The sequence below is a fragment of the Tessaracoccus lapidicaptus genome (assembly GCF_001693815.1).
GTDB lineage: Bacteria > Actinomycetota > Actinomycetes > Propionibacteriales > Propionibacteriaceae > Arachnia > Arachnia lapidicapta.
Genome location: NZ_MBQD01000007.1, coordinates 17,998 through 38,955 on the forward strand (window position 1 = coordinate 17,998; position 20,958 = coordinate 38,955).

Consider the following 20,958-nt stretch of genomic DNA (forward strand, 5'->3'; position numbering starts at 1 on the left):
CGGGTGTGGTCGCGGGCCCTTGCCTGGACGGGGTCAGCGGGCGGCTGAGCCTTCCACGTAGTCCGAGTCATCGGTCTTGACCCAGCTCATGAGCTTGCGCAGCTCGCGGCCGGTCTCCTCGATCGGGTGGGCCTCGCCCTTCGCGCGCAGTTCCTTGAACTCCGGCGCGCCGGCGTCCTGGTCGTCGATGAACCGCTGGGCGAAAGTGCCGTTCTGGATGTCGGTGAGGACGGCCTTCATGTTCTCCTTGACGCGCGCGTCGATGACCCGCGGCCCGGAGACGTAGTCGCCGTACTCGGCGGTGTCGGACACGCTCCAGCGCTGCTTGGCGATGCCGCCCTCGTACATGAGGTCGACGATGAGCTTCAGCTCGTGCAGGCACTCGAAGTACGCGACCTCGGGCTGGTAGCCGGCCTCGACCAGGGTCTCGAAGCCTGCCTGGACCAGCGCGGACGCGCCGCCGCAGAGGACGGCCTGCTCGCCGAACAGGTCGGTCTCGGTCTCCTCGGTGAAGGTGGTCTTGATGCCGCCCGCGCGCAGCGCGCCGATGGCCTTCGCGTAGCTCAGCGCCAGCGGCCAGGCGTTGCCCGTCTCGTCCTTCTCCACCGCGATGATGGCCGGGACACCGCGACCGTTGGCGTATTCGCGACGCACCAGGTGGCCGGGGCCCTTCGGGGCCACCATGCACACGTCCACGCCCTCGGGCGGGGTGATGTAGCCGAAGCGGATGTTGAAGCCGTGCGCGAAGAAGAGGGCGTCACCCTTGGTCAGGTGCGGCTCGATCTCCTCCTTGTAGAGGGTCCGCTGCACCTGGTCCGGCGCCAGGATCATGATGAGGTCGGCCTCTTCGACGGCCTCGGCCACCGGCAGCACCCGCAGTCCCTCCGCCTCGGCCTTCGCCGCGGACGGCGAGCCGGGGCGCAGGCCGACGCGCACGTCCACCCCGGAGTCGCGCAGCGACAGCGCGTGCGCGTGGCCCTGCGAGCCGTAGCCGATGACGGCGACGTGGCGACCCTGGATGATCGACAGGTCGGCGTCGGAGTCGTAGAACATTTCTGCCATGGGTTCTCCTTGTTGGGTTTCTACTTCGCTTTGTTCTCGGACATGCTCTTGGAGCCGCGGCCCAGGGCGACCTGGCCGGACTGCACGAGCTCGATGATCCCGTGCGGCGCGAGCATCTCCAGCAGCGCCGCGAGCTTCTCGTCGCTGCCGGTGGCCTCGACGGTGATGGACTCCGCCGACACGTCCACGGCCTTGCCGCGGAACAGGCTCACGACGTCGATGACCTGGCTGCGGGTGTTCACGTCGGCGCGCACCTTCACCAGCATCATCTCGCGGCGGACCGCCGACTCACCGAGCTCGAGGACCTTGCGGATCTCGATGAGCTTGTTCAGCTGCTTGACGATCTGCTCGAGGGCCGCGTCGTCCTCCACCTGCGCCACGACCGTCATGCGCGACACCTCCTCGCGCTCCGTCGGTCCGACGGCCAGCGACTGGATGTTGAACCCGCGGCGCGAGAACAGCGCCGCGATGCGCGTCAGGACACCTGGGCGGTTCGAGACCAGGATGCTCAGGGTGTGGGTCTTCACAGCACTTCCTCTTCCCAATCGGGGGCCATGTCGCGGGCCACGCGGATCTCATCGTTGCTGACACCGGCCGGCACCATCGGCCACACCATGGCGTCCTTGTGCACGACGAACTCGACGACGACGGGCCGGTCGTTGATCTCCAGCGCCTGCTGGATCGCCGCCTCCATCTCCACCTCGTTCGTGGCGCGGAGCCCCACGCAGCCCATGGCCTCGGCGAGCTTCGGGAAGTTCGGCAGCGACTCGGTCATCAGGTCGGTGTTGGAGTAGCGGCCCTCGTAGAACAGGGACTGCCACTGCCGCACCATGCCCAGCGCGTTGTTGTTGATGATCGCGATCTTGATCGGGATGTTGTTCAGCGCGCAGGTGACCAGCTCCTGGTTGGTCATCTGGAAGCAGCCGTCGCCGTCGATGCCCCACACCGTGGTGTCCGGGTTGGCCACCTTCGCGCCCATCGCCGCCGGCACGCAGAAGCCCATGGTCCCGGCCCCGCCGGAGTTGATCCACGTGTTCGGCTTCTCGTGCGGGAGGAAGTGCGCGCACCACATCTGGTGCTGCCCGACCCCGGACACGTAGATGGAGTCGCTGGGGCTGAGCTGCCCGATGCGCTGGATGACCTCCTGCGGGGACAGGCGGCCGTCGGGGGCTTCGTCCCAGCGCGGCTGGTAGCGGGACTTCATGATGCCCAGCTGGCGGCGCCAGGCATCGGCCTCCGGCGCGGGATGCGCCTCGACCGCCTGGTTGAGCTGGATGAGGGTCTCGCGCACGTCGCCGACGATGGGGATGTCCACCGGCTTGTTCTTGCCGATCTCCGCCGGGTCGACGTCGGCGTGGATGATCTTCGCGTGCGGCGCGAAGCTGTCCAGCTTCCCCGTGACCCGGTCGTCGAACCGCGTGCCGAGTGCGACGATCAGGTCCGCCTTCTGCAGCGCGCCCACCGCCGCGACCGTGCCGTGCATGCCGGGCATGCCCATGTGCAGGTCGTGGCTGTCGGGGAACTGCCCGCGGGCCATGAGCGTGGTCACGACAGGGATCCGCGTCTTCTCCACGAACTCGGCCAGCTCGGCCGAGGCCCGCGCCAGCGCGACGCCGCCGCCGACGTACAGGACCGGCCGCTTGGACTCCGAGATCAGCTTGGCCGCGGCCCGGATCTGCCGCGAGTGGGGCTTGACCGTCGGCTTGTAGCCCGGAAGGTCCAGCTCCTCGGGCCACACGAAGGGCGCCGTCTTGACCAGGGCGTCCTTGGCGATGTCGACGAGGACCGGGCCCGGGCGGCCGGTGGCGGCGATGTGGAACGCCTCCTGGATGGCCAGCGGGATGTCCTCGACGCGCTTGATGAGGAAGCTGTGCTTCGTGATCGGCATGGTGATGCCCCGGATGTCGGCCTCCTGGAAGGCGTCGGTCCCGATGGCGTGGCTGTTGACCTGGCCGGTGATCGCGACGAGCGGCGTCGAGTCCATGTACGCGTTAGCGATGGGGGTCACGAGGTTGGTGGCGCCCGGCCCGGACGTCGCGATGCACACACCCACGCGTCCCGAGCTCATGGCGTAACCCTCGGCCGCGTGGCCGGCGCCCTGCTCGTGACGCACCAGGATGTGGCGGATCGTCGAGTCGAACAGCGGGTCGTACGCCGGGAGAATCGCACCGCCGGGGATACCGAACGCTACGTCGACACCCATCCGCTCGAGCGACTCGACGAGCGCCTGCGCCCCCGTCATGACCTGACCGTCTGTCTGTGCCATCGCCTCTCCCTTCAATCGTTCGCCGGCTGTCGTGTGCCATGAAAAAACCCCCGTTGCCCGGAATGGGCACACGAGGGAGCGCTTCGGTTCGTCTGCGGGCCGAAGCGCTTATGGAATGACTACGAGCCGGGTGATGGGCATGCGACAACCTTCGTGGCTCCGCCCCGTCGTGTCAAGCACCGCCGCACCTGGTCCCGACATGTAAGACGGCGGGCCGGGAAACCCGACCCGCCGCCTTCAGAGGTGGTGCTCAGACGCGGTCCGCCACAGGGGTGGTCCCGACCGTCTTGATGGTGGTCAGCGCCCAGCCGATGAGGCCGAACAGGAAGCCCAGGCCGATGACCAGGGCGGCGACGCCGTAGGACACGACCGAGGTGAACAGCGACGCGCGCAGGAAGGAGCCGTTCATGGCCGTGGTCCGCTGCGCGGTGTACTCCTCGGCCGCGGCCTCGTCGCCCGCCTCCTTGGCCTCGCGGGCCAGGGCGCCGAGTTCGGCGTAGGTCTTGCCGTCGGCACCGGCGAGGGCGTGGGTGTTGATGATGTCCGCCTGCGCGTAGGCGCTGAGCGGCCCGGCGACCTGCTTGCCGGCGTAGGCCCCACCCATGAAGGTGGAGTCGGCCGGAACGGTGATGTTCTCAGCCTTGAGCTGCGAGGAGACGGTGCCCCACACGAGGGCGCCGGCGATGATCATGACGATCCCGGCGACGATCGACACGATGCCGACGATCTTGGTGGCCTTCATTGAGGTCCCTTTCTGTATCTGTTGCGGACGCGTCCACGTCCCGATGCAGACCAATCTAGACCTCCTCGGTATACCCATTACCGGGGGGTGGTATTAAGCCCTGCGGGGGTATGGGTTAGGGTGCCCGCCGCAGCCGCTCCTCGACCGCATCGAGATCGCTGTCGACCGGGCCGCGCATGCCCGTGATGCCCGGGTTGTCGGCGTAGCGGGGCAGCACGTGGACGTGGGTGTGAAGGACCTCCTGGCCCGACACGGGGCCCGCGTTGGACAAGATGTTGCACGCCTGCGCCCCCAGTCGCTCCTTGAGGAGGCGGCCCACCCGTGCCACCGCCGGAGCGATCTCGGCGAGTGCCTCGTCGTCGGCCAGCGCGTCGACGGAGTGCCGGCGCGGCACCACGAGCGTGTGCCCCTCCTGCCAGGGATGGATGTCGAGGAACGCGATCGCGACCTCGTCCTCGTAGATGCGCCGTGCCGGGATGTCCCCGGCGACGATGGCGCAGAAGAGACAGTCCATGGTTCCTCCTAGCGGACTTCGAACCCGGCCTCCCGCAGACCGGTCTTTACCTCGTCGATGCTGAGGGTGCGGTAGTGGAAGACGCTGGCGGCGAGCACGGCGTCGGCCCCGGCCCGGGCGGCCGCCACGAAGTGCTCGATGCGCCCCGCTCCCCCGGACGCGATGAGAGGCACGTCGACCACCTCGCGCACGGCCCGGATCATCTCCAGGTCGAAGCCGTCGGTGGTCCCGTCGGCGTCCATCGAGTTGAGCAGGATCTCGCCCACCCCCCGCGCGCACGCCTCGCGGGCCCATTCGATGGCGTCGACCCCGGCGGAGCGGCGGCCCCCGTGGGTCGTGACGCCGAAACCCGACGGCATGCCCTCCTCACGGCGGGCATCGACGGACAGAACGAGGACCTGGTCGCCGAACGTCCGTGAGATCTCGTCGATGACCGCCGGGCGCGCGAGGGCGCCCGTGTTGATGCCGACCTTGTCCGCGCCGCTGCGCAGCAGGCGGTCGACGTCGGCCACCTCCCGCACGCCGCCCCCCACGGTCAGCGGGATGAACACGGTCTCCGCACAGCGGGCGACCATGTCGCGGGTCGTGGCCCGACCGTCCGACGACGCGGAGATGTCGAGGAACGTCAACTCGTCGGCGCCCTCCGCCGAGTACTTCGCGGCCAGCTCGACGGGGTCACCCGCGTCGCGCAGCGACCGGAAGTTGACGCCCTTGACGACCCGGCCGTCGTGGACGTCCAGGCAGGGGATCACGCGCAGTGCTACGGCCATGCGCGCCAACCTAGTCCTCGGTCAGATCCGCCGCCACCACGCCGCGGCGCATCTCATCGGCCGCGATGAGGCAGGTCCGGCGCAGGTCGCCCGGCCCGGCGGCGGCCGCGAGCTGCCCGGCGAGGTCGATCACCTGGCGCACCCAGCGGACGAAGTCGCCGGCCGACAGCCCGGTGTGCAGCAGCACCTTGGCCAGATCCTGCCCGCTCGCCCACCGCCAGGCGGCCTCCGCGAAGCCGATGTCGGGCTCGCGTCCGCGGTCGATGCGGTGCTTGCGCTCGAGGAGGCCGACCTCGCGCCAGACGGACCGGAGCTCGGACTGGGCCCGCTCGGAGGCCGCGTCGGGCATGCGGGGTGCCACGGCGTCGCGGGTCGGCCGCGACTCGTACAGCAGCGTCGACAGCACCGCCGCCAGCTGCGGCGGGGTGAGGTCGGCGAAGACGTCGCGGCGCACGCACTCGGCCGCGACGAGATCCAGTTCGTTGTAGATGCGCCGCAGCATGCGGCCCGCGTCGGTGAGGACGTCGCCGTCGAGGTAGCCGAGCTCCTCGAGGACCGCGGTGATGCGGTCGAACTGGACGGCCAGCGAGTTCGCGCGGGCGACGGCGTCGACCTCGACCCGTTTCGCCTCCCGCTCCAACCGCAGGGCCCGGGCGGCCTCGACCGCGTGCAGCTCGCGGTCCGGGCACTCGTGGCAGGGGTGCGCGGCCAGGTCTGCCCTGAGATCGGCGATCTCGCGGGCGACGTCGTCGTCGGTCGGGACCGTCAGGTCCGGCACCGCCGGATCGAGTTCCTCGAGCTTGGCCGACATCGCCGCCAGCAGCGCCCGGCGGTCGCGGCGCTCGCGCAGCGAGAAGTCCTTGGGGATCCGGACCCGGCCGACCGGCTCTACCGGGCCGCGCAGGTCATGCGGCTGGAGCTTGAGCACCGTGTGATCGCCGGCGATGACCTGGGCCCACGGCTCGGCGTCGCGGTGGTTCTTCCGCCCGGTGCGCAGCACCACCACCCATTCCTGCCGCGGCAGGTGGATGACGTCGCCGGGAGTCAGTGCGCCGAGGCTGTCGGACACGGCCTCGGCGTGCTGGGCCTTGCGGGCCCTCGACGACGTGGCCTCCAGTTGCGCGATGCGCTCGCGCAGCTGCGCGTACTCCATGAAGTCGCCCAGGTGGCACTGTGCGGCCTCGACGGCGGCGCGCAGGTCCGCCGTGAACCGTCGCCCGGTGCGGGCCGCCGTCACGACGGACTTGTCGGTCTGGAACTGGGCGAAGGACTGGTTGAGCAGGTCCCGGGCCCGTTCGCGGCCCAGGGTGGCCATGAGGTTGACCGCCATGTTGTACGTGGGCGCGAAGCTGGACCGCAGCGGATACGTGCGCCGCGACGCGAGACCCGCGACCGCCCGCGGGTCCATCCCCGACTGCCACAGGACGACGGCGTGGCCCTCGATGTCGATGCCGCGGCGCCCGGCGCGGCCCGTCAGCTGCGTGTACTCGCCCGGGGTGATGTCGACGTGGCTCTCGCCGTTGTACTTGACGAGCTTCTCCAGCACCACGGTCCGGGCCGGCATGTTGATGCCCAGCGCCAGCGTCTCGGTGGCGAAGACGATCTTGAGCGCGCCCGTGGCGAAGCTCTCCTCGACGATGGCCTTGAACGCGGGCAGCTGGCCGGCGTGATGCGCCGCGACACCCGCCATGAGCGCGTCGCGGAAGTCCTCGAACCGCAGGGCCTCCAGATCCGCGACGCTCAGTCCCGCGACGTGCTTGTCCGCGATCCGCCCCAGCTGCGCGGCCTCGGCGCGGGAGGTCAGCGTGATGCCCGCGTTGTAGACCTGGCCGACGGCGGCGTCGCAGCCGACGCGCGAGAAGATGAAGTAGATCGCCGGCAGGAGCTCGGCGCGGTCCAGCACGACGGCGACCTCGCCGCGGCTGGTGGGCCGGCCCGCGAAGCGGGAGTGGGCGGCGCCGCCGAACTGTCCCGATCCCTGCCCCGGCCGGTCCTTGCCGCGGCCGCTGCGGCCGCGGGGACGGCGCGAGTCGTCGCGCACGCGCGACGCCTCCGCCTTGCTGACCTGGAGCAGCTCGCGGTTGACCTTCGCCATCCGCTCGGCCGGTACCTCCTGCGCGGTGGGCGCGACGCCCTCGAAGAGATCCACCAGCCGGCGGCCGACGAGCACGTGCTGGAACAGTGGCACGGGGCGGCGCTCGGACACCACCACGGAGAACTCCCCGCGGACCGTGCGCAGCCACTCGCCGAAGTCCTCGACGTTGCTGACGGTCGCCGACAGCGCGACGATCTGCACCGACTCGGCCAGGCCCAGGATGACCTCCTCCCAGACCGCGCCGCGGAAGCGGTCGGCCAGGTAGTGCACCTCGTCCATGACGACGTAGCCCAGGTTGCCGAGCGTCGGCGAGGCCGCGTAGATCATGTTGCGCAGGACCTCGGTGGTCATCACGACGATCTGGGCCTCGGCGTTGACCGAGGTGTCGCCGGTGAGGAGCCCGACGCGGTCAGGTCCGTAGCGGTCGACCAGGTCGTGGTACTTCTGGTTCGAGAGCGCCTTGATGGGCGTGGTGTAGAAGCACTTGCGTGAGCGCCCCGTCGCGAGGTGGACGGCGAACTCCCCCACGACCGTCTTGCCGGAGCCCGTCGGCGCGGCGACGAGCACGCCACGGCCCTGGGCGAGCTCGTGGCAGGCCTCAAGCTGGTAGTCGTCGAGCCCGAACGGGTAGAGCTCGGCGAACTCGCGCACGTCGTCGGAAAGGGCCTCTGTGCTCACCAATCCAACCTAGCAGCCGCGCCGGAAGGCGCCGGCGGACTTGGGTCAGGCGACGATGAGGCGCAGCACGCCGGGGCGGCACTCGACGCGCCCGGGGACCTCGCCCATCTCCTCGCCGTCGCCCATGAGGAACAGGTCGTCGCCGTCGATCCGGACGGTGCGCGCCCGGACGCGCTCCACCAGGGGCGAGCGGACGAAGCCGCCGGTGTACACCTGTGGCAGGAGCCTCAGCAGCGTGGCGCGGGAGGCCTTGTGGATGATGGTGACGTCGAGGAGACCGTCCGCGGCGTCCGCGTCCGGCGCGATGCGCATGCCGCCGCCGAAGACGCCGGTGTTGCACACCGCCACGAGCATGGCGTCCAGCTCGCGCGTCTCGCCGTCGAGGGTGAGCCGGTAGTGCAGCGGCTCGAAGTGCGCCAGCTCTCGCAGCGCGATGTAGCCGTAGCTGAGCGGCCCGAGCCGCAGCCGGATGTCGTTGGTGGCGCGGTTGACGCGCGCGTCGTAGCCGCTGGAGACAACGGCGCCGACGTACCTCCCGCCGGCGGCGTTGGTGAGGTGGGCCAGGTCCATGACCCGGGTGCGGCGGCCGACGAGCGCCTCGACGGCCTCCATCACGGACCCCGGCACACCGGCGCCGCGGGCGAAGTCGTTGCCGGTCCCGGCCGGGATGATGGCCAGCGTGGCCTCGGTGTCGGCGCAGGCGTTGAGCCCCAGGTGGGCCATGCCGTCGCCGCCCATGACCGCGACGATGTCGCCGTCGCGCGCCGTCAGCGCGGCGGCGCGCGTGAGGTCGCGGGCGTCCTCGTAGGAGCGCGACGTCACCACATGCAGCTCCGCGTCGTGGAGGCCCTCGTGCAGACGGCGGGCGACCTTCGGCAGCACCCGCCCCGCGCGACCGCCACCCGACGCCTCGTTGCAGACGACGGTGACCAGCCGCCGCTTGGCCAGCTCGTAGCTCACTTGCCGTCGTCCAGGTCGACGGCGAACTCGGCGGCGGTCTCCTCGGTGATGCCGCGCTTGCGGTCCATCGACCGGCAGATCAACTCGGCGATGAAGAACATCACCGACAGCGGCACGGCCAGCGCGAGCATGGAGAAGGGGTCAGTCGACGGGGTCGCGATGGCGGCGAACACGACGCTGCCGAAGAGGACGAACTTGCGGGCCCGCTTGAGCTGGTAGCCGCGCACGACGCCCGCCATGTTGAGCGCCACCAGGACCACCGGCAGCAGGAAGGAGATCCCGAACACCAGGATGACCTTCAGCTCCATGCCGAGGAAGCTGCTCATCTCGAGCAGGTTGACGATGTCCATGTCCTCTGGCGTGAAGCTCAGCAGGACGCTGATGCCCTTGGGCCATACGAGGTAGCCCAGCGCCGCCCCGGACAGGAACAGGGGCACGGCGGCACCGATGAACGCCAGGGCGTAGCGCTTCTCCTTCGACAGGAGGCCGGGCGCGATGAACGCCCACACCTGGTACAGCCACACGGGGCTCGACAGCACGATGCCGCCCGACACGCAGGCGATCACGGCGAGCGTGAACGGGGAGACAACCCCGTCGTTGACGATGAGGGTCTGGGCGTCCGGCCGGGACTGCTTGAGCTCTTCGACGGCCGCGTAGTACGGCGCCATGATGACCTCGATGAGCTCGCGGTAGAAGAAGATGCAGGCGATCGAGGCGAGCGCGATCGCGAACGAGGCGATGGTCACGCGGTAGCGCAGCTCCCGCAGGTGATCCGTCAGCGACATCGTCCCGTCGGGCCCGCCCTGCGGGGGCCGCAACCACGAGAAACGGCCGGGCTTGGCGACCGGTTCAGTGGGGGCGGCGGACACGCTCAGCGCTCGGGGTTGTTCTTGCGGTCGATCTCGGGCTGGACGATCTCGGCGTCGACGACCTCGTCCTGGCGACGGGGCTCGTCGACGCTCTTGACCTCTTCCTTGAACTCACGGATCGAGCGGCCGACGCCCTTGCCGAGGCCGGCGAGGCGGGAGCCGCCGAACAGCAGGAGGGCGACGATGAGGATGATGACCCATTCCATCCCGCCGAGGGTGAAGAGAAGCGTAGGCATGTGACTCGTGAACCTTTCGTCGGCAGTGGCCGCGCCGCTGCGGTGGCATGGACCAGTCTAGTGGCGCCGGAGACGGTCGAGCTCCAGGCGCTCGACCAGGGCGCGCGCCTGGGCGCCGTGCCCGGCCAGGACGGCCAGCTCGGCGGCGACGTCCTCGACCTTGTGCCTGAGCGACGCCGCGTACACCGCCAGCGCCGCGGCTCCGGCAAGCGCGACGGCGAGGATGGCAACGACTACCCAGATCACGAGGGCGATGCTACCCCAGCAAGTCTTCGGGATAGTGCGCCAGTGCGGCCGCGGCCCGGGAGCGGGCGGCCGCCTCGATCGCGGGATCCGAGACCGCCCGCACCCGGCCGCCCAGGCGCAGCAGCAGCGAGGTGGCCCAGTCGGTGGAGGCGACGGGGAACGTCACGCTCAGCCCCTCGGGTCTCTCGGCGACGGCGGTGGTCGGGTAGTACTCGCTCACCCAGCGGGCGGACGGGTCGAGCAGCAGTGTGAGATGCACGGGAGCGTCCTCGAACCAGCCCGCGGGCGGATCGCCGTGCTCGCCCGCCGGCTCGGTGGTGGCCTCCACCGCCTCTACGCGGTCCAGCCGGAACGAGCGCCACGCGCCCCGCACCCGGCTCCACGCGTCCAGGTAGGTGTAACCGTCGACCACGTGGAGCCGCGCGGGCTCGACGACCGCCTCCGACACCCCCGGACGCCCGGGAGTCCGGTAGCGCAGCACGACCGCCGTGCCGGCCGCGACCGCCGCGCGCAGGACGGCCCTGTGGCCCGCGTCCCCGGCGGCGAGGGCAACGGTTAGCCGGTCCCCCTCGCGTCCGACGGCGGCCTCGAGCTTGTCGAGCGCCGAGCGGGCCGCGGCGGATTCCCCGGCCACTTCCACCACGACGCGCAGCGCGGCGAGGAGTCCCGCCGCCTCCGCCGGCCGGAGCCGCAGCGGCCGCGCCAGGACGTCGGCGTTGCGGAAGAAGATGTGACCGTCCTCGCGGGCGCCCTCGATGTCGACGTCGAACAGGTCGTCGTAGAGGCCGCCGGGCAGGCCGCAGAACTGCAGCACCTCGAGGTCCTTGAGGATCTGGCGCGGCGTGGTCCCGAAGACCGACGCGGTCTCGGTGACCGTGACGCCCTGGTGGGCGGTCAGGTAGGGCACGAGGCGCAGCAGGCGCGCGACCTGGGCTTCGGATCTCATCCGGCCATCCCCCTCAGTCTCGCGATCAGTCGGCGGCGCAGGTCCTCGGGGGCGAGCAGGATCGCGTCGGCCCCCGCGGCCGCCACCTCGTCGATGACGAGGTCCTCGTTGCCCTGCCGCACCCGGTGGGCCGTGAATCCCGCGGGCAGCGGGCCGGCCCAGTCGGCGGGCTCGGCCTCGGGCCAGCTGTGCGGCACGCCGTCGCGCAGGGCCACCACGGCCTCGACGCCCACGACGGGTTCGAGCCGGGCCGCCCGCTCGTCGGCGTCGTCCGGCACGACGACGGCGCCCACCCGTCCGGTCGGCTCGGCCGCGGCGGTGAAGCGCGACAACTTGAAGAAGCGATCCTCCCCGCGGTCGGGGTCCAGGCCGAACACGTACCACTGACCCCGGCGCTGGATGAGTTTCCACGGCTGGACGCGACGCGGGCGGCCGGCGTAGCCGAAGCTCAGCTCGCGGCGCGTCGTCACCGCCTCGTAGGCCGCCTCGAAGTTCGCGTCGCGCACGGCGATGCGGGGGTGCACCGTCGGCAGCAGCGCCGGGTCCGGTGCCGCTCCCCCGGCCTGCAGCGCCTCGATCGCCTGCGCCGTGTGTGTCGCGGCGACGCTGTCCTGCCACACCTGGGCCGCGACGCCGAGCGCGGCCAGTTCCTCGGCACTGAACGCCAGCGGAGGCAGCTCGAAGTCGGCGCGGTTGATGCGGTAGCCGTATTCCTCGTCCGTGTCCGCGGTGTTGGCGCCGGTCTCGATGGGCACGCCGAGCTGGCGCAGCTCCTCCTTGTCGCGTTCGAACTGGCGCTCGAACGACGCCACCGTCCCGCCGCGGTAGCCCTCGATCATCTCCCGCAGTTCGTGCTTGGTCAGGTAGCGCCGGGTGCTGAGCAGCGCAATGAGCAGGTTCAGCAGCCGTTCGGATTTCCTCGCCGACATGACACCTCCGACGGTCAGGGTATCCGCACCTGCCGCCGTGCGGCGGCGACCCGCCCGGTGGCAGCATGGGCGCCATGCACATCGACCGCTACGCGCCCAGTCCGACGTCGGACCTGCACCTGGGCAACCTGCGCACCGCCATGGCGGGCTGGCTGCTGGCGCGCCGCGAGGGCGGGCGCTGGCTGATGCGGGTGGAGGACCTGGACAGGGCGCGGGTCCGGGCGGCGGACGGGACGGAGCGCCGCCAGCTGGACGCGCTGCGTCGGCTGGGGCTCGAGTGGGACGGCGAGGTGGTGCGGCAGTCCGAGCGGCTGGAGCTGTACCGGGCCGCGGTGGCGTCCCTGCCCACGTACGAGTGCTTCTGCACGCGTCGGGAGATCGCGGAGGCGTCCTCGGCTCCGCACGGCGGCTATCGCCCGTACCCGGGCACCTGCCGCGGGCTATCCGGCGCCGAGCGGTCCCGGCGCAGGGACGAGCGGCCGCCCGCGATCCGGGTGGACTCCGGTGGTGCGGAGTTCACGGTCATCGACGCCACGGCCGGCGAGGTGACGGGCCCGGTCGACGACTTCGTGCTGGTCCGCAACGACGGACAGTTCGCGTACAACCTGGCCGTGGTCGTCGACGACATCGACATGGGGGTGACGCACATCACCCGCGGCGTGGACCTGCTGGAGTCAGCGCCGCGCCAGGCGTGGCTCACCCGGCAGCTGGGCGGCTCCCCCTCGAGGTACGCCCACATCGGCCTGGTGGTCAATCCCCGCGGCGAGCGCCTCGCCAAGCGCGACGGCGCCGTGACGCCCAACGATCTGGGCCTGGAACCGGCGGAGGCGGTGGCGCTGCTCGCGTCGTCGCTGGGGCTGGGTCCGTGCCGGAGCATGGACGAAGCGCTGGCCGCCATGCCAGGCGACCAGCGCTTCGTCGAAGGCGCGGTGTGGTCCGAGGGGACGCTCAGCCCGTCACGTTGAGCAGGTCGATGACGTAGATGAGCGTCTGACCGGGGGCCAGCGACGGGGTGGCCTGCGGCAGGCCGTCCGGGTACGCCTTGTCCGGGGGAACGACGAGCAGGACGCGCGATCCGGCGGTCTGCCCGATGAGACCCTCGCTCCAGCCCGCGATGAGGTCGGCGACGGGGCCCTCCTGCGGCTGCCACGCGTCCTGCCACAGCGTGCCGTCGTACGTCCACGCCCGGTAGCGGACCTGGATAGTCGACTCCGCGGTCACGGGGGCGCCGGGGCCCTTGATGAGCGGCTGCACCGTCAAGGTGGTGGGGGCGGCGGTGCCTGCGGGCACCGCGACCTCCGGCTTGCCGTCGGTCATCGTCAAGGTCGGCAGGCCCGCGGCGGGCGCGACGGTCTCGCCGGTGGCGTCGTCGAAGTTGGCCGACAGGATGTCGACCACGAACACGATGCTGTCGCCCGCCTGGATGCTGCCGTCGGGCGTGCCGTCAGGGTAGCCATCCTCGCTGGGCATCCCGATGAGCACCCGGGACCCGACGGCCTGGCCCTCGAGCCCCTTCTGGAAGCCCGGCACGACGCCCTGCAGCGGGAAGGTGGCCGGCTCGCCGCGCTCGTAGGAGCTGTCGAAGATCTCGGCCGTGGTGCCGTTGACGCCGACGTAGTTGATCGTCACCACCGAGGACTCGGTGAGCAACTGCTCGCCACCCGGCCTGAGGACCTTCGACTGCGTCGACGCGATGCCCCACGGCGCGGGCACCGTGACCTCGGGGGTCTCGCCGTCGCTCACCGTGACCAGGCTGAGGTCCGGCGACGGGCTCACCGACTGCGCCGGGCTGGGGCTGACGCTCGGGCTGGCGCTCCCGCTGGCCGAGGGCGATGCGGACACCGACGGCGACGCGCTCGGCGAGGCCGTCTCGTCGGCGTCCGAGCAGGCGGACAGGGCGATCAGGGACACGGCGGCCGCGCCGGCCAAGGCTCGGCGGAGCGTACGGGCGGAGTGAGTCACGCCCGGAATGCTAGCCCAGGGCCCCAAAGGACCTACAGCTGGACCAGGTCGAGCAGCGCGCCGAGCTCCTCGCGGGTGAGGTCGCGCGTCTCGCCGGAGCGCAGATTCCCGAGCCGGATCGGGCCGATGCCCGTGCGCGACAGCCGGTCGACCGGATGCCCGACGGCGTCGAACATGCGGCGCACCACGCGGTTGCGGCCCTCGTGCAGCGTGACCGAGACCATCGTGCGGTCGGCGGCGCGGGAGATCAGCTTGACCTTGTCCGGCTTGACCGGCCCGTCCTCGAGCGTCACGCCCTTCTCGAGCCGCTTGAGCGTGCGGTTGTCCATGACGCCGGCCGCCTGGACGACGTAGGTCTTGGGGACCTCGTAGCTGGGGTGGGCGAGCCGGTGCGCGAAGTCGCCGTCGTTGGTCAGGACGATGAGGCCCTCGGTCTCGGTGTCGAGGCGTCCGACGTGGAACAGCCGCTCCTTGGTGCGCGGCAGGTAGTCCGCCAGCGTCCGGCGCCCCTCCGGGTCCTCCATGGTCGACACGACGCCCCGGGGCTTGTTCAGCACCAGGTACAGGTGGCGGCGCGGCGGCGGGATGCGGGCGCCGTCGACGCGGATGTGGTCGGTCTCGGGGTTGACCCGGCGGCCCTGCTCGGTCACGACCTGGCCGTTGACCTCGACCCGCCCCTCGTCGATGAGGATCTCGCTGGCGCGCCGCGAGGCGATCCCGGCTGAGGCCAGCACCTTCTGCAGGCGGATGCCCTCGGTCTCGTCGTCAGCCATCGCTCGTCTCCTTCGTCACCTGGGCGGCTTCCGCCGCCTCCGCCGCGGCCATCTGACCGAGCTCAGCCTCCAAGGCTACGGCGTCGGGCAGGAGCGGTGCCAGGTCGGGCAGTTCCCGCAGCGAGTTCAGGCCCAGCTTCTGCAGGAACAGCGGGGTCGTGCCGAACGTCACGGCGCCCGTGACGGGGTCCTCCCCCGCCTCCGTGATCAGCCCGCGGACCAGCAGCGTCTTGACGACGCCGTCGACGTTGACGCCGCGCACCGCCGCCACCCGGCCGCGCGACACGGGCTGCAGATAGGCGATGACCGACAGCGTCTCCAGCGCGGCCTGCGTGAGCCGGGACCGCTGGTCGGACACGAGCCAGGCCTCGAGGACGTCCGCGACCGCGGGGTCGGTGGCGAAGCGCCATCCCCCGGCCACGGCGCGCAGGCGGATGCCGCGGCCGTGCTCGTCGTAGAAGTCCGCGATGGCCGCGAGCTCCCGCTCGACCTCGGGCAGCGGCGCGTCCAACGCCGCCGCGAGGTCCGCGGCCGCCACCGGCTCGGTGGCCATGAGGAGCATGGCCTCGAGGGCGGGGATCAGACTCATGTGTCCTCCAGTTCCGGTTGGGGGCCGTAGTCGTCGACGACGTCCGCGGTTCGCTCGTCGCCGGCCGTCCAGCGCACGGTGAGCTCGCCGAGCGGGGTCAGCTGTTCCAGGGCCACCTGCCGGGCGCGGAAGAGCTCGAGCACCGCCAGGAAGCGCACCACCACCGTGAGCCTGTCGCAGCCATCGACGAGGGACCGGAAGGTGGCGCCGCCTCCGCGGCGCAGCCGGTCCGCGATGTGGGCGACCTCATCGGCGAGGCTGACCGAGCCGCCGTGCAGATGGGTCAGTTCGACGACGGGCTCGGGCCGCGGCGCCATCGCGGCCGCAGCGAGCCGGGCGACGTCCTCGGGCGTGAGCGGCAGCTCCACCTCTGGCATGACCGCGCGGAACTGCTCCTCCAGCCCGCCCGGCCGCCAGTGCGTGGTCTCCGCCGCGGTCATGGTCGCCTCGATCCACGCGGCCACCTGCTTGAACGCCCGGTACTGCAGGAGCCGCGCGAACAGCAGGTCGCGGGCCTCCAGCGCGGCGATGTCCTCGGGATCGGTCACCTCGCCTCCCGGAAGCAGCCGGGCGGCCTTGAGGTCCAGCAGCGTGGAGGCGACCACCAGGAACGCGCTCGTCTTGTCCAGGTCCCACACCTCGCCGCCGACCTTGACGTAGGCGATGAACTCGTCGGTCACCTGGCTGAGCGCCACCTCGGTGATGTCGAGCTCGCGGCGCGTGATGAGCTGCAGCAGCAGGTCGAACGGGCCCTCGAAGTTCGTGAGGCGCACCTCGAAGCCCGCGACGGCGTCGGGGCGCTCCGAGGAGCGGGAGCGGCTCACTGCCGCTCGGTGAGCTCGCTGACCAGGAAGCTGTCCGCCCCGTTCGCGGCGAGGTCGGCCACGGCGCGCGCCACGGCCACGCGGACGATGCGACCGCGGTCGACGCGGATGCCGTGCGCGCGGCGCAGGTCCAGGTTGGCGTCCTCGAGGGCCAGCAGCTCGTCGTCGCTGAAGTAGACCGTGATCTTCTGGGTGTGGCGGACGCGGCCCGTCGGTGCCGGCTGGGCCGGCTCGGCGGCGTCCGGCGACGGCTCGGCGGGCCGGGCCTCGACGGGGGCGGGCTGGCGGGTGGGCCGGAACAGCTCGGAGGCGCCGGGCAGCGAGGCGCGCCGGTTCACCGGTCCTGGCATCTGAGCAGCACCTCCCGGGCCAGCTGGCGGAAGGCGTCGGCGCCGGGGGACGCCGAGGCGTACGTGGTGATGGGCTCGCCCGCCACCGTCGTCTCGGGGAACTTGATGGTGCGGCGGATCACCGTGTGGAACACGTCCTCGCCGAACGCCTGCACGACGCGCTCCAGGACCTCGCGGCTGTGGAGGGTGCGCGAGTCGTACATGGTGCCCAGGATGCCCAGCAGTTCGAGGTCCGGGTTGAGCCGGTCCTGCACCTTGCCGATGGTGTCGGTGAGCAGCGCCACGCCGCGCAGCGCGAAGAACTCGCACTCCAACGGGATGATGACGTGGTCGCTGGCCGTCAGGGCGTTGATGGTGAGCAGGCCCAGGCTGGGCGCGCAGTCGATGAGGATGAAGTCGTAGTCGCCGCGCAGCTTCGACAGGACCCGCGACAGGGTCTGTTCGCGGGCCACCTCGCTCACCAGCTGCACCTCGGCCGCAGACAGGTCGATGTTGCTGGGCAGCACGTCGAGGCCGTCGACCGAGGTGGGGGTGATGACGTCGTGCGGGTCCACGCCGCGCGTCAGGAGCAGGTTGTAGATCGAGGTGTCGAGCGTGTGCGGGTTGACACCGAGCCCCACGGACAGCGACCCCTGGGGGTCGAAGTCGACCAGGAGCACGCGGCGCCCCAGCTCGGCCAGCGCGGCGCCCAGGTTGATGGTGGTCGTGGTCTTGCCCACGCCCCCCTTCTGGTTGCACAGCGAGATGATGGTGGCGCGCTTGCGTCCGGGCGCCACGGGGGGCGGCTCGGGGAAGTCGGGTAGGGGGCGGCCCGTCGGCCCCATGACGCCGGTGTCCACGAGGGTGGACGACTCCGGCGCGTCCGGGACGCTGAACCGTGGCTCGTCGAACAGCCCGTCTTCCGCCACCTGGGCCTCCTCGTCTCGGGTGCGAACCACCCTAGTATGCCCGCACTACGTTCGCCGTGGTCACCGGGCACGGGGGTGCGCCGCCGCATGCACCTCGCGGAGGTGCTCGATGGTCACCAGGGTGTAGATCTGCGTGGTGGCGACCGAGGCGTGGCCGAGCAGTTCCTGGACGGCGCGCAGGTCCGCGCCGCCGTCGAGCAGGTGGGTCGCGAAGGAGTGACGCAGCGAGTGCGGGGATACCTCGACGGTGAGGCCGGCGGCCCGCGCCGCCTGCTGGAGGACGGCCCAGGCCGACTGGCGGCTCAGGCGTCGCCCCCGCTGATTGAGCAGCAGCGCGGGATCGTGCCGCGCGGCCGCCGCGGCGAGCGCCGGCCGGGCGCGCACAAGATAGGCCTCGACGGCCGTCGCCGCGTAGCTGCCGAGCGGCACCATCCGTTCCTTACCGCCCTTGCCGCGCAGGAGCAGGCCGGCATCGCGGTCCGCGAGGGCCGTCGACACCTCGTCGACGTCGAGCCCGCACACCTCGGAGACGCGGGCGCCGGTGCCGTAGAGCAGCTCGAGCAGCGCCGCGTCGCGCAGGCCGACGACGTCGTCGCGGTCCGGCGCGTCGAGCATGCGCGTCACCTCATCGACGGTGAGGGCCTTGGGCAGTCGCTGGGTCAGCTTCGGCGGGGAGACGTCGACCGCCGGGTTGCCCGGGGCCAGGCCCTCCGCCGCGGCGAAGCGGTGCAGGGTGCGGACGCTCACCACCTGCCGGGCAACCGACGACCGGGCCTGCGTGGCGCTGAGGTGGCGCACGAACTCGGTGACGTCGACCGGCGTGACGTCGTCGAGGTCGGTGACGCCGCGGTCGGCGAGGAAGCCGGTGTAGCGGGCGAGGTCGCGGCGGTAGGCGGCCACGGTGTTGGCGGCCAGCCCACGCTCGGCCCGCACGTGGTCCAGGTACTGCGCGACCGCGTCCGCGACGCCGGTCACCGCCGGATGGGCCAGTCTGCGTCCGGGGACCGCAGGCCCTGGAGCCGCCCGGCCAGGCGGCTCGTCTCGAGCGCGAGCACCCCCGCCACGAGGGTGGGGCTCTGGCAGCGGCCGTCGAGGATGGCGGCCACCAACTCGCCCCGGTCCACCCAGTCCCAGCTCATATGGGCCTCCTCCCCCTCCAGCACGAAGCCGTCCGGGCGGGAGGCGGGGCGCAGGTCGCGGGCGAGGAAGATCCGCAGGGACTCCTCGCAGGCGCCGGGCGTGGTGCACATGTCGACGAGTACGTCCCAGCGGTCGGCGGCGAGCTCGGCCTCCTCCGCGAGTTCCCGCTGCGCGGCGGTCACCCACGACTCCCCGTCGAGGTCGAGGAGCCCGGCCGGGATCTCGACCAGCTCCATGCGCACGGGGTGCCGGTACTGGCGCAGTACGGCGATCCGGTCGGCCTCCTCGTCCCAGGCCACGACGGCGACGGCACCCGGGTGCGTGAGGTATTGACGCGCGATGAGGTCCCCTGACGGGGTCTCGATCTCCTCGTCGACGAACGCGGAGACGCGGCCCTCGCCGAGGACCTTGCGCGACCGGACCGGCCAGCTCATCGGTTCATCGGTCACCATGGGCGCCCTCCTGTCGGGTGATGGCCGCCGCGATCAGGCCCGCGAACAGCGGATGCGGCCGCGTGGGTCGGGACTTCAGCTCGGGGTGGGCCTGGGTCCCAACGTAGTACGGGTGGACGTCGGCGGGGAGCTCGACGAACTCGACGAGGGCCCCGTCGGGCGAGGTGCCGGAGATGACCAGCCCGGCCGCGGCGAGCCGGTCGCGGTAGGCGTTGTTGACCTCGTAGCGGTGGCGGTGCCGCTCCGTGACGTGCGTGGCGCCGTAGGCGCGCGCCACCTGGCTGCCCTCGGTCAGCGTCGCCGGGTAGGACCCCAGCCGCATGGTGCCGCCGAGGTCGCCGCCGCCGCCGACGATGTCGACCTGTTCCGCCATCGTCGCGACGACGGGGTCGGGCGTGTGGGGGTCGAACTCGCTGGAAGCGGCGTCAGGGATACCGGCGAGGTTGCGGGCCGCCTCGATGACCATGCACTGCAGACCGAGGCACAGGCCGAGCGTGGGGATTCCGTGGTCGCGGGCATAGGTGAGGGCGCCGAGCTTGCCCTCGACGCCGCGGATGCCGAAGCCGCCGGGGACGCACACGGCGTCGACGTCGCCCAAGCGCCCGGCGGCGCCGTCGGGGGTCGCGCAGTCGTCGGACGGCACCCACCGGATGTGGACGCGGGCGCGGTGGGCGAATCCGGCGGCGCGCAGTGCCTCCGAGACCGACAGGTAGGCGTCCGGCAGGTCGATGTACTTGCCGACGAGCGCGACCGTGACGTGGTGCTTCGGGTGCTCGACGCGGTCGAGCAGGTCGTCCCAGGCCCGCCAGTTGACGTCGCGGAAGCTGAGGTTGAGCCGGCGCACGACGTAGGCGTCGAGGCCCTCGCCATGCAGCACCCTCGGGATGGCGTAGATGCTCGGGGCGTCGGGGCAGCTGACGACCGCCTCCTCGTCGACGTCGCACATCAGGGCGATCTTGCGCTTGAGGCCCTCGGAGATGGGCTTCTCGGATCGGCACACGATGGCGTCCGGCTGGATGCCGACCTGGCGCAGCGCGGCGACCGAGTGCTGCGTGGGCTTGGTCTTCATCTCGCCCGACGGCTTGATGTACGGCACGAGGGAGACGTGCAGGAAGAAGACGTTGGCGCGGCCGATCTCGTGGCGCACCTGGCGGGCGGCCTCCAGGAAGGGCAGGGATTCGATGTCGCCGACCGTGCCGCCGATCTCGTGGATGACGACGTCGACCCCGTCGGCCTCCATCGCCATCATGCGGTCACGGATCTCACCGGTGATGTGCGGGATCACCTGGACGGTGTCGCCGAGGTAGTCGCCGCGGCGTTCCTTCGCGATGACCGTGGAGTAGACCTTGCCGGTGGTGACGTTGGCGTCGCCGCTCAGATCGACGTCGAGGAAGCGCTCGTAGTGGCCGATGTCGAGGTCCGTCTCCGCCCCGTCCTCGGTGACGAACACCTCACCGTGCTGGAAGGGGTTCATGGTGCCGGGATCGACGTTGAGGTACGGGTCGAGCTTCTGCATGGTGACGCGCAGTCCGCGGGCGACGAGCAGGTTTCCCAGGCTCGAGGCGGTCAGTCCCTTGCCGAGCGAGGAGACGACGCCCCCGGTCACGAACACGTGCTTGGTGATCTTCGAGTTGTCCACGGAACTCC

The 20,958-nt window shown here is 71.5% G+C and carries 24 protein-coding genes; 2 read left to right on the forward strand and 22 right to left on the reverse strand.

The window, feature by feature from the left end:
* Positions 1–33 precede the first annotated feature (33 nt).
* The 13 genes from ilvC to BCR15_RS02925 all read right to left on the reverse strand — a co-directional run bounded on the left by ilvC (position 34) and on the right by BCR15_RS02925 (position 12,313).
* A complete protein-coding gene (gene ilvC, locus BCR15_RS02865; protein ID WP_068750254.1) occupies positions 34–1,062 on the reverse strand; it encodes a ketol-acid reductoisomerase in 1,029 nt (342 codons plus the stop codon).
* 20 nt (positions 1,063–1,082) lie between these two features.
* A complete protein-coding gene (ilvN, locus tag BCR15_RS02870; RefSeq protein WP_068750256.1) occupies positions 1,083–1,589 on the reverse strand; it encodes an acetolactate synthase small subunit in 507 nt (168 codons plus the stop codon).
* Positions 1,586–3,328 carry an acetolactate synthase large subunit gene (locus BCR15_RS02875; RefSeq protein WP_068750258.1) on the reverse strand — a complete coding sequence of 581 codons (1,743 nt, stop codon included), beginning with the start codon at positions 3,326–3,328 and terminating at the stop codon, positions 1,586–1,588. The genes ilvN and BCR15_RS02875 overlap by 4 nt, the downstream gene beginning before the upstream one ends.
* Positions 3,329–3,578: 250 nt before the next feature.
* Positions 3,579–4,070, reverse strand: a complete 492-nt coding sequence (locus BCR15_RS14570) for a hypothetical protein (protein WP_068750260.1) — start codon at positions 4,068–4,070, stop codon at positions 3,579–3,581.
* Positions 4,071–4,185: 115 nt separating this feature from the next.
* On the reverse strand, positions 4,186–4,584 hold the full coding sequence (locus BCR15_RS02885) for an HIT family protein (protein WP_068750263.1): 399 nt from the start codon (positions 4,582–4,584) through the stop codon (positions 4,186–4,188).
* Between the two features lie 8 nt (positions 4,585–4,592).
* Entirely contained in the window at positions 4,593–5,354 is a 762-nt protein-coding gene (gene hisF, locus BCR15_RS02890) for an imidazole glycerol phosphate synthase subunit HisF (RefSeq protein ID WP_068750265.1), read from the reverse strand.
* Positions 5,355–5,364: 10 nt separating this feature from the next.
* The gene (locus BCR15_RS02895; RefSeq protein WP_141680012.1) at positions 5,365–8,127 is read right to left on the reverse strand and encodes a DEAD/DEAH box helicase; all 2,763 of its coding nucleotides are present in this window, start codon (positions 8,125–8,127) and stop codon (positions 5,365–5,367) included.
* 45 nt (positions 8,128–8,172) lie between these two features.
* Complete coding sequence (locus BCR15_RS02900; protein WP_176715176.1) at positions 8,173–9,087, reverse strand: diacylglycerol/lipid kinase family protein; 915 nt, start codon at positions 9,085–9,087, stop codon at positions 8,173–8,175.
* Entirely contained in the window at positions 9,084–9,872 is a 789-nt protein-coding gene (tatC, locus tag BCR15_RS02905; protein WP_078920397.1) for a twin-arginine translocase subunit TatC, read from the reverse strand. Before tatC ends, BCR15_RS02900 begins: the two co-directional genes overlap by 4 nt.
* An 86-nt stretch (positions 9,873–9,958) precedes the next feature.
* Positions 9,959–10,192 (reverse strand): twin-arginine translocase TatA/TatE family subunit, encoded by a 234-nt coding sequence (locus BCR15_RS02910; RefSeq protein WP_068750269.1) that lies wholly within the window; start codon positions 10,190–10,192, stop codon positions 9,959–9,961.
* Positions 10,193–10,249: 57 nt separating this feature from the next.
* The gene (locus tag BCR15_RS02915; protein WP_068750271.1) at positions 10,250–10,438 is read right to left on the reverse strand and encodes a hypothetical protein; all 189 of its coding nucleotides are present in this window, start codon (positions 10,436–10,438) and stop codon (positions 10,250–10,252) included.
* Positions 10,439–10,448: 10 nt separating this feature from the next.
* A complete protein-coding gene (locus BCR15_RS02920) occupies positions 10,449–11,384 on the reverse strand; it encodes a WYL domain-containing protein (protein ID WP_068750273.1) in 936 nt (311 codons plus the stop codon).
* Positions 11,381–12,313 (reverse strand): helix-turn-helix transcriptional regulator, encoded by a 933-nt coding sequence (locus BCR15_RS02925; RefSeq protein ID WP_068750276.1) that lies wholly within the window; start codon positions 12,311–12,313, stop codon positions 11,381–11,383. The genes BCR15_RS02920 and BCR15_RS02925 overlap by 4 nt, the downstream gene beginning before the upstream one ends.
* 74 nt (positions 12,314–12,387) lie before the next feature.
* Between BCR15_RS02925 and gluQRS the strand changes: the two genes are divergently transcribed.
* Positions 12,388–13,278 (forward strand): tRNA glutamyl-Q(34) synthetase GluQRS, encoded by an 891-nt coding sequence (gene gluQRS, locus BCR15_RS02930; RefSeq protein ID WP_068750278.1) that lies wholly within the window; start codon positions 12,388–12,390, stop codon positions 13,276–13,278.
* On the opposite strand, the gene BCR15_RS02935 is transcribed toward gluQRS, so the two are convergent.
* The gene (locus BCR15_RS02935) at positions 13,262–14,056 is read right to left on the reverse strand and encodes an FKBP-type peptidyl-prolyl cis-trans isomerase (protein WP_176715177.1); all 795 of its coding nucleotides are present in this window, start codon (positions 14,054–14,056) and stop codon (positions 13,262–13,264) included. The genes gluQRS and BCR15_RS02935 overlap by 17 nt on opposite strands.
* Before the next feature lies 1 nt (position 14,057).
* Between BCR15_RS02935 and BCR15_RS14875 the strand changes: the two genes are divergently transcribed.
* Entirely contained in the window at positions 14,058–14,270 is a 213-nt protein-coding gene (locus BCR15_RS14875; protein WP_068750281.1) for a hypothetical protein, read from the forward strand.
* A gap of 37 nt (positions 14,271–14,307) precedes the next feature.
* Here the strand turns inward: BCR15_RS14875 and BCR15_RS02945 are convergent, their stop codons facing one another.
* From BCR15_RS02945 to pyrG, 8 genes are all read right to left on the reverse strand, one after another.
* Positions 14,308–15,048 (reverse strand): pseudouridine synthase, encoded by a 741-nt coding sequence (locus tag BCR15_RS02945; protein ID WP_068750283.1) that lies wholly within the window; start codon positions 15,046–15,048, stop codon positions 14,308–14,310.
* On the reverse strand, positions 15,041–15,637 hold the full coding sequence (gene scpB / locus BCR15_RS02950; RefSeq protein ID WP_068750285.1) for an SMC-Scp complex subunit ScpB: 597 nt from the start codon (positions 15,635–15,637) through the stop codon (positions 15,041–15,043). The genes BCR15_RS02945 and scpB overlap by 8 nt, the downstream gene beginning before the upstream one ends.
* The gene (locus BCR15_RS02955; RefSeq protein ID WP_068750288.1) at positions 15,634–16,461 is read right to left on the reverse strand and encodes a segregation and condensation protein A; all 828 of its coding nucleotides are present in this window, start codon (positions 16,459–16,461) and stop codon (positions 15,634–15,636) included. Before BCR15_RS02955 ends, scpB begins: the two co-directional genes overlap by 4 nt.
* A complete protein-coding gene (locus BCR15_RS02960; RefSeq protein WP_068750290.1) occupies positions 16,458–16,799 on the reverse strand; it encodes a hypothetical protein in 342 nt (113 codons plus the stop codon). The genes BCR15_RS02955 and BCR15_RS02960 overlap by 4 nt, the downstream gene beginning before the upstream one ends.
* Entirely contained in the window at positions 16,796–17,635 is an 840-nt protein-coding gene (locus BCR15_RS02965; protein WP_078920399.1) for a ParA family protein, read from the reverse strand. The genes BCR15_RS02960 and BCR15_RS02965 overlap by 4 nt, the downstream gene beginning before the upstream one ends.
* Before the next feature lie 144 nt (positions 17,636–17,779).
* Complete coding sequence (gene xerD / locus BCR15_RS02970; RefSeq protein ID WP_068750292.1) at positions 17,780–18,694, reverse strand: site-specific tyrosine recombinase XerD; 915 nt, start codon at positions 18,692–18,694, stop codon at positions 17,780–17,782.
* Complete coding sequence (locus tag BCR15_RS02975; RefSeq protein ID WP_068750294.1) at positions 18,691–19,311, reverse strand: NUDIX domain-containing protein; 621 nt, start codon at positions 19,309–19,311, stop codon at positions 18,691–18,693. The genes xerD and BCR15_RS02975 overlap by 4 nt, the downstream gene beginning before the upstream one ends.
* On the reverse strand, positions 19,298–20,950 hold the full coding sequence (gene pyrG, locus BCR15_RS02980; RefSeq protein WP_068750296.1) for a CTP synthase: 1,653 nt from the start codon (positions 20,948–20,950) through the stop codon (positions 19,298–19,300). The genes BCR15_RS02975 and pyrG overlap by 14 nt, the downstream gene beginning before the upstream one ends.
* Between the last annotated feature and the right edge of the window lie 8 nt (positions 20,951–20,958).

Coding starts and splice junctions, on each gene's coding strand:
- hisF (WP_068750265.1), bottom strand. CDS start 5,354: ATGGCCGTAGCACTGCGCGTGATCCCCTGCCTGGACGTCCACGACGGC.
- BCR15_RS02885 (WP_068750263.1), bottom strand. CDS start 4,584: ATGGACTGTCTCTTCTGCGCCATCGTCGCCGGGGACATCCCGGCACGG.
- tatC (WP_078920397.1), bottom strand. CDS start 9,872: ATGTCGCTGACGGATCACCTGCGGGAGCTGCGCTACCGCGTGACCATC.
- BCR15_RS02910 (WP_068750269.1), bottom strand. CDS start 10,192: ATGCCTACGCTTCTCTTCACCCTCGGCGGGATGGAATGGGTCATCATC.
- BCR15_RS02875 (WP_068750258.1), bottom strand. CDS start 3,328: ATGGCACAGACAGACGGTCAGGTCATGACGGGGGCGCAGGCGCTCGTC.
- BCR15_RS02920 (WP_068750273.1), bottom strand. CDS start 11,384: ATGAGATCCGAAGCCCAGGTCGCGCGCCTGCTGCGCCTCGTGCCCTAC.
- gluQRS (WP_068750278.1), top strand. CDS start 12,388: ATGCACATCGACCGCTACGCGCCCAGTCCGACGTCGGACCTGCACCTG.
- scpB (WP_068750285.1), bottom strand. CDS start 15,637: ATGAGTCTGATCCCCGCCCTCGAGGCCATGCTCCTCATGGCCACCGAG.
- BCR15_RS14570 (WP_068750260.1), bottom strand. CDS start 4,070: ATGAAGGCCACCAAGATCGTCGGCATCGTGTCGATCGTCGCCGGGATC.
- BCR15_RS02965 (WP_078920399.1), bottom strand. CDS start 17,635: ATGGGGCCGACGGGCCGCCCCCTACCCGACTTCCCCGAGCCGCCCCCC.
- BCR15_RS02945 (WP_068750283.1), bottom strand. CDS start 15,048: ATGGCTGACGACGAGACCGAGGGCATCCGCCTGCAGAAGGTGCTGGCC.
- ilvC (WP_068750254.1), bottom strand. CDS start 1,062: ATGGCAGAAATGTTCTACGACTCCGACGCCGACCTGTCGATCATCCAG.
- BCR15_RS02925 (WP_068750276.1), bottom strand. CDS start 12,313: ATGTCGGCGAGGAAATCCGAACGGCTGCTGAACCTGCTCATTGCGCTG.
- BCR15_RS02975 (WP_068750294.1), bottom strand. CDS start 19,311: ATGGTGACCGATGAACCGATGAGCTGGCCGGTCCGGTCGCGCAAGGTC.